Origin of the sequence: uncultured Gordonia sp., from assembly GCF_937858515.1 — a bacterium.
In the GTDB taxonomy this organism is placed as follows: Bacteria; Actinomycetota; Actinomycetes; order Mycobacteriales; family Mycobacteriaceae; genus Gordonia.
Map to the genome: position 1 here is coordinate 44,436 of NZ_CALLZT010000146.1, position 6,993 is coordinate 51,428.

6 protein-coding genes are annotated in these 6,993 nt (G+C 67.4%); all 6 read left to right on the forward strand.

What is annotated here, in order from left to right; translation table 11 throughout:
* Positions 1 to 135 precede the first annotated feature (135 nt).
* Positions 136 to 591 carry a flavodoxin domain-containing protein gene (locus Q0627_RS14255; RefSeq protein WP_291014923.1) on the forward strand — a complete coding sequence of 152 codons (456 nt, stop codon included), beginning with the start codon at positions 136 to 138 and terminating at the stop codon, positions 589 to 591.
* Between the two features lie 110 nt (positions 592 to 701).
* On the forward strand, positions 702 to 1,064 hold the full coding sequence (locus Q0627_RS14260; RefSeq protein WP_291014925.1) for a hypothetical protein: 363 nt from the start codon (positions 702 to 704) through the stop codon (positions 1,062 to 1,064).
* Entirely contained in the window at positions 1,061 to 1,546 is a 486-nt protein-coding gene (locus Q0627_RS14265) for a histidine phosphatase family protein (protein WP_291014927.1), read from the forward strand. Before Q0627_RS14260 ends, Q0627_RS14265 begins: the two co-directional genes overlap by 4 nt.
* The gene (locus Q0627_RS14270) at positions 1,539 to 3,227 is read left to right on the forward strand and encodes a SulP family inorganic anion transporter (protein ID WP_291014928.1); all 1,689 of its coding nucleotides are present in this window, start codon (positions 1,539 to 1,541) and stop codon (positions 3,225 to 3,227) included. The genes Q0627_RS14265 and Q0627_RS14270 overlap by 8 nt, the downstream gene beginning before the upstream one ends.
* Positions 3,228 to 3,258: 31 nt before the next feature.
* Positions 3,259 to 4,785 carry a carboxylesterase/lipase family protein gene (locus Q0627_RS14275; RefSeq protein WP_324387555.1) on the forward strand — a complete coding sequence of 509 codons (1,527 nt, stop codon included), beginning with the start codon at positions 3,259 to 3,261 and terminating at the stop codon, positions 4,783 to 4,785.
* Between the two features lie 110 nt (positions 4,786 to 4,895).
* Positions 4,896 to 6,392 (forward strand): GMC family oxidoreductase, encoded by a 1,497-nt coding sequence (locus tag Q0627_RS14280; RefSeq protein WP_291014933.1) that lies wholly within the window; start codon positions 4,896 to 4,898, stop codon positions 6,390 to 6,392.
* Positions 6,393 to 6,993: the final 601 nt, after the last annotated feature.

The window sequence follows — 6,993 nt, forward strand, 5'->3', positions numbered from 1 at the left end:
GAAGTCGGGGGCGTGGCCCACGGGATATAATACTAGGACATCCTAGTAAATTTGCCCAGCCCCACCTACCTGCGCATATTCGGCAGAAGAAGCCGATTGGGGTAGCGTGCCTCACAACGAAAGGAGAGCTGCCACATGTCCGTCGTCATCCTTTACGGAACAGAGAGCGGCAACGCGGAGATCGTCGCCGATTCGGTGGCCGACGTGCTCACCGACTACGACCCGTCGATCTACGACATGAGCGACTACGCGGTCGAGGATCTCGACGCCGCCGACTTTTACGTCATCGTCTGCTCCACCTACGGCGACGGCGAACTGCCGACCGGCGCCGAACCGTTCGCCGAAGAACTCGACGAGAAGAAGCCGGACCTGACCGGGCTGAACTTCGCCGTCTTCGGGCTGGGCGACTCGATCTACGACGAGACGTTCAACCACGGTGGCGAGATCATGGCCAAGAAGCTGAGCGACCTCGGCGCCACCCAGGTGGGCGAGCACGGTCGTCACGACGCGGCATCCGCCGTCAAGCCGACCACGCAGGCCGAGGAATGGGCCGGCGCACTCACCTCCGTCATCGATTCCGTCACCGCCTGACCAGCGGGGGCGGTCGGCGCCTGAGACCAGCGCATATTTCACCCCCTGTTCGTGAAAATAGAGGCCTGTTGCTCATTGTTGCCGCGCATACCGCCCCTTACGGTGTTCCCATGCACCAGCCCGATGGCCACCCTCGCCCCGAGACCACCGGTTCCGTGCGGTGCACGCACCGGACCGAACTCGAGCGGCTCGCCACGCTCGACGCGGCGACCATCGACATCGCCCTGCGCGACCCGCGTGCCATGTACCCGCTGATCTCGAACGCCGTCGACCAGTATCTCGACCTCGATGACCAGGCCGATGCGGCATTTGCCGCGGGCGACAACGACGAGGCCATGTACCTGCATCAGGAGGCCGCGGCGTGGCGCGCCACGGTGACCGCCCTCAAGCGGCTCGAGATCCACGGCCGCACCACCGAATGCGCACCCCACGCCGACACCCCCGCCCATGTCAGCAGGGCCGGTATCGCATGACCGTCCGTACCCTGGTGCTGATGCGTCACGGCAAATCCGGCTATCCGCCCGGCGTTTGGGACCACGACCGGCCACTGGCCGACCGCGGCATCCGGGAGGCCGCCCTGGCCGGAGAATGGATGTCCGACGACGGGCTGAACGTCGATATGACGCTGTGCTCGACGGCCACCCGGACCCGTCAGACCTTGATGCGGACCGGCGTCGACGCGCCGACCATCTTCATCGACGACATCTACGGCGGCTCCCCGTTCGAGATCCTCGAAGCGATCCGCATCCACGTTCCCCACGACGCGGCAACGGTGCTGGTCGTCGGCCACGAGCCGGGTATGCCGGCCACCGCACTGACCCTCGACCCCGACGGCGACATCGACCGGTTCCCGACGTCGGCATACGCGATCGTCGACGTGTCCGTGCCCTGGGCCGGGATCGGTCTGGAGCCGGGCGGCGGCACTCTACGCGCCCTGCGCATTCCCCGTGAGTGAACCGATTCCCGCGGGCACGCTGAGCCGCGGTGCCCGATTCCTGCCGCGCCCGAGCGACTACAGCCAGTTGCGCACGAGTTGGCGCGCCGACGTCCTCGCGGGAGTCACCGTCGGAGTGGTCGCGTTACCGCTGGCGCTGGCATTCGGCATCTCGTCCGGTGTGGGCGCCGCCGCCGGGCTCATCACCGCCGTCGTCGCGGGGCTGGTGGCCGCGGTCTTCGGCGGATCGCACGTCCAGGTGTCCGGACCGACCGGCGCGATGGCGGTGATCCTCGCCCCGATCGTCGCCGAACACGGTATCGGCAGCATCGCGATCGTCACCATCATGTCCGGTCTGATCGTGCTCGTCGCCGGGGTCGTCGGCCTCGGGCGGGCCGTGACGTTCATTCCGTGGCCGGTGATCGAGGGGTTCACCCTCGGCATCGCCGCGATCATCTTCCTCCAGCAGGTTCCGGCCGCATTCGGCGCCACCGCACCCGCCGGTGAACGCACGTTGTTCGCGGCCATCGACGTCGTCGCACACGTGCAGTGGGGCAAGGCACTGCCCGCGCTCGCGGTGGTCGCTGCAGTCGCGGCGATGATGCTGATCCTGCCGCGGATCCACCGGTCCATCCCCGAATCGCTCACCGCGGTGATCGTGGTGACGATCGTCGCGGGACTGCTCGATGTCGACGTGGCGCAGATCGGCGAACTGCCGTCCGAACTCCCCGCGCCCGCACTGCCGGACGTCGACCTCGGTGCGCTGAAGTCACTGGCCGGGGCCGCCGCAGCGATCGCGGCGCTCGCCGCTATCGAATCCCTGCTGTCGGCACGGGTCGCGGCCACCATGTCGCCGACCGGGCCGTATGACCCCGATCGCGAACTCACCGGTCAGGGCCTGGCGTCGGTGGCGTCGGGACTGTTCGGCGGTATGCCCGCCACCGGCGCCATCGCCCGAACCGCCGTCAACGTACGGGCGGGCGCCCGTACCCGGGTCGCGGCGATCGTGCACTCGCTCGTGTTGCTGGCGGTCGTCTACCTGGCGACCGGCCCCGTCTCCGGCATCCCGCTCGCCGCACTCGCCGGTGTGCTCATGGTGACCTCGTTCCGGATGGTCTCGCCGCACACCGCGCGGTCCATCCTGCGCTCCACCCGCGCCGACGCGGCGATCTTCGCGGTGACCGCCGTGATCACCATCTGCTTCGATCTGATCGAGGCGGTGCAGATCGGGATCGTGGTGGCGGCGTTCTTCGCGCTGCGCCAAGTGGCCCGCCGCTCCAGCGTCACCCGCGAACCGCTACCCGGCCCGGCCCGCCCCGGCGACGAGCACATCGCCCTGCTGCTGCTCGACGGAGCGATGTTCTTCGGTGCGGCCGAACGTATTTCGACAGCCATCACCGGTGGTGCCGACGACCACCCCGACGTGCGCGTCGTGATCATCAGGATGTCGCGGCTGGGCATGATCGATGCGACCGGCGCACATACGCTCGCCGAGATCGTCACCGAACTCGAGGGCCGCGGCGTCACCGTCATCCTCAAAGGTGTCCAGGACGAGCATCACCAACTGCTCAGCGGTGTCGGGGTCTTCGATTCGCTCCGTCATGAGAAGCACTTGATCGGCGACCTCGACGACGCGATCGCGCACGCACGAGAACACATCGCCGAACAGACCGACATACCCGGCCGTTCCGATTCGGGGTGAATCCACCCGCGCTCGTGGTGGGATGTACGGCATGAACGATGGGCTTGTCGTGAACACCGCGTACGGACCGTATCGGGGCGTCCGGGAATCCGGTGCCGATGTCTGGAAAGGGATCCGGTTCGCGCGGGCGCAGCGCTGGCGGCGTGCCACACCGCCCGAACCGCACACCGAGGTCGTCGACGCTGCGGCATTCGGCCCGATCAGCCCGCAGGCATCGATCCCGGGCATGGACACCGGAACGCCGTCGAGCGAGGACTGCCTGTTCCTGAACGTGTGGCGGCCGACGGTCGTCACGCCGGGGACCGTGCTGCCGGTGATGGTCTGGATTCACGGCGGCGCGTACGTGCTCGGCGCGGGCAGCCAGAACCTGTACGACGGGACGCGGCTCGCGGTCGACGGCCAGGTCGTCATCGTCACCGTCAACTACCGGCTCGGTGCGCTGGGCTTCGCGGACCTGACCGCGTTCAACGAACCCGGCGAGCACGGATTCGAGTCGAATGCCGCGATGAGCGACGTACTGGCCGCACTCACCTGGGTGCGCGAGAACATCGCCGGATTCGGCGGTGACTCCGGCAGAATCACCGTGTTCGGCGAGTCGGCGGGCGCCGGCATCGTCACCACCCTGCTGACGATGCCCGCCGCCAAGGGCCTGTTCCATCGGGCCATCGCCGAAAGTTCCCCCGCCTCATCGGTTTACAGCAATACGCGGGCCGCGAAGGTGGCCGGCAACCTGCTGTCGGTACTCGACATCGGGGTCCGCGACGTAGCGCAGTTGCACGACATCGACGTCAAGCAACTCGTACGCGCGACGATGAAGGTGTACGGGCAGGTGCCTGAGGAAACGCCGGGCACTCTGGCCTTCGCGCCCGTCATCGACGGTGATCTGGTTCCGGAGCACCCGATGGATGCGTTCCGGGCCGGCCGATCGCTGTCGGTGCCGCTGCTGATCGGCACCAACAAGGACGAGGCCTCGCTGTTCGCATTGCTGCGGCCACCGCTGATGCCGGTGAAGCTCCCCGGGATCAAGAAGATGTTCGACACCATCCTCGCCGAGGATCCGACGGCGGCGGTGCCCACCCGGGAGTCGTTATCGGCGGCATACGCCGGAACGAGCACCAAGGTGGCCGGTCTCGGCATCGCCCGCGATATCGCCTTCCGTATGCCTACGATCTGGCTGGCCGAGGCACACAGCCGCCACGCACCCGTGTACCTGTACCGATTCGATTGGGCCACAAAGGTGATGAAGGCGCTGCGAATGGGCGCCACCCACGCCACCGAACTCCCGTACGTGTGGGGCAATCCGATCCTGCGCGGCAAGGTCGGCGCCGCGTTCCGCCTCGACGGCCGCAAGACCGGTGAGGACGTCTCATACCGGATGCGCAGACGCTGGACCGCGTTCGCTCATCTGGCGACACCGTCGGGTGTCGAGCCCCATTGGCCGGCCTTCGACGAACACGTACGCTCGACGTTGGTCATCGACGCCACCGACAGCGTCGTCGACGACCTGGACGCGGCAATCCGGCAGGCATGGGGAGATGAGACCCTGCACTATCGGTAGCCGGCACCGACGAGCATTGGAGCAGCACCGACCGTGGCAGTCTTGAAGAACGGTGACCGGATTTCCGCGGCGACAGCGGTGCCCACGGAATCGGAAAGTGCTGTGGCACAATGAGTTCAGCGCCCGTCATAGCTGACTACATTGTGGTCGGCGCTGGTTCGGCCGGCTCGATCGTGGCCACCAGGCTGGCCGCGGCCGGTGCCGACGTGATCGTCGTCGAGGCCGGTGGCACCGACCGCCGGCCCGATGTGGTTGCCGGGCCGGGCATGTTGTCGCTGTTCGCCACCGCCAACTGGAAATACGAATGCACCCCCGACCCCAGTCGCGGCGGGGTGGCCGAGCGGTTCGCATCCGGTCGCATCGTCGGCGGCAGCGGCTCCATCAACGCGATGGTCTACGTGCGCGGGCGCCGCTCCGACTACGACGACTGGGCCGCGACCGGCTGCGACGGCTGGTCGTATGACGATGTGCTGCCGCATTTCCGGGCCATCGAGAACTGGGTCGACGGCGCCGACGAGTACCGCGGCGATGCCGGCCCGATCTCGGTGTCGTGGTGCGGACACGATCACCCCGTCGACGACGCGTTCATCGCCGCGGCCGTCGACGCCGGACACGAGCCGAACCCGGACTACAACGGCGCATCGCAGACGGGTGTGTCCAAGAGTCAGACTAATCAGCGACGAGGGTTCCGGTCGTCGTCGGCGCGGGCGTTTATGCACCGCGCCCCACGCGACCGGCGACCACGACTGCTGACCCGCACCCACGCGGAGCGGATCGTCGTCGAGAACGGTCGGGCAACCGGAATCGACTGTGGTGGAACGATTCTGCGGGCCCGCGAGGAAGTGATACTGTGCGCCGGAGCGATCGGATCGGCGGCACTGCTGCTGCGATCCGGGATCGGGCCCGACGGGGAGATCGCGAATCTGCCCGGAGTAGGCGAGAACTTCCAGGATCACCTTTCGGTCACCCAGTACTGGGAATCGAAAGTCCCCACCGCCAACACCATGGGACCGATCGACGCGGTCAGGGCCGCGGCATCTTTCGCAGCCTCCGGAACCGGCACTATTGCCGCCAGTCCCTTTGAGGCGCAACTGTTCACCGACGAGTTTCAGGTGGCGGTCACCCCCATCCACTACACCATCGGGCGTGTCGACGGCCGCACCCGCATCGAACGCAAGGACGCGTTCACCGTCTATTCGGTGCTCATGCATCCGCAGGGCCGTGGCCGGGTCATCCTGCGCGACAGCCGACCGGTGGTCGACTTCGCCCGGCTCGGCCACCCCGCCGACGTCGACGCCCTGCTACGCGGCGCCCGGCTGGTCCGCGACCTCGTCGAATCACCCGCGATGACACCCGTGCGGGGCCGCAGCAAGAACCGCGACGACCTCACCGGACCGGACTGGCTGACCCAGCACGAGGGCAGCATCTATCATGCCGTCGGCACCTGCGCGATGGGCACCGTCGTCGACCCCGACCTGCGTCTACGCGGCATCGCCGGCCTGCGGATCGCCGACGCATCGGTGATGCCCACGCTGACGTCGGGAAACACGAACGCCCCCACCATGATGATCGCCCACCGCGGCGCCGACCTGATCCTGCACGGCTGACCTATGGGTTCCACTCGAAACGGGGTGGATCTTCCCCCATTGTTCGTTCTTCCTGTCGCCCCCAAGCCGCCAGGAAGAACGTTCCGGGGCCAAATGCGTGGCCGGATGATTCGAGCACTCCCCTACCCGACCCCCATCCGACCACGCGGCCCCTCCCCCGGTCTGCGACCCCGTCCGCCGTTCCGCCGTGTATGCCTCACCCCTCGAAAGGCACAACTCGACCGGCCGAAAACCTCTCACCCTCGGTGGTTTGCTCGCGCTGCGACACCCGGCCGTCAAGCCCCCCTGTTGGCCCACAACACGATTCACCCCGAGGCGATTCACCCCGATGCCAGACGGTCTGTCGACCGGTTCGCGGCCAACCCCGCCCGACTCCCCAGTAACTTACCTGTACGTAGGTTACTACAGCGTAGGGTAACGCCCGCCATGCCCGATGTCTACGTGTCCCACCTCATTTGACTTGGCAAAGTCTGTTTACAACCACGTATGCTCGCTGGCGCGCCGCACCGCGAGCATGCCGTACGCCCGGACCACACCTGTGTGCATAATCGAGTAGGAGGGCCGGGTTTCCCGGCCCTCCTCTCACACCACCGGACGTGCG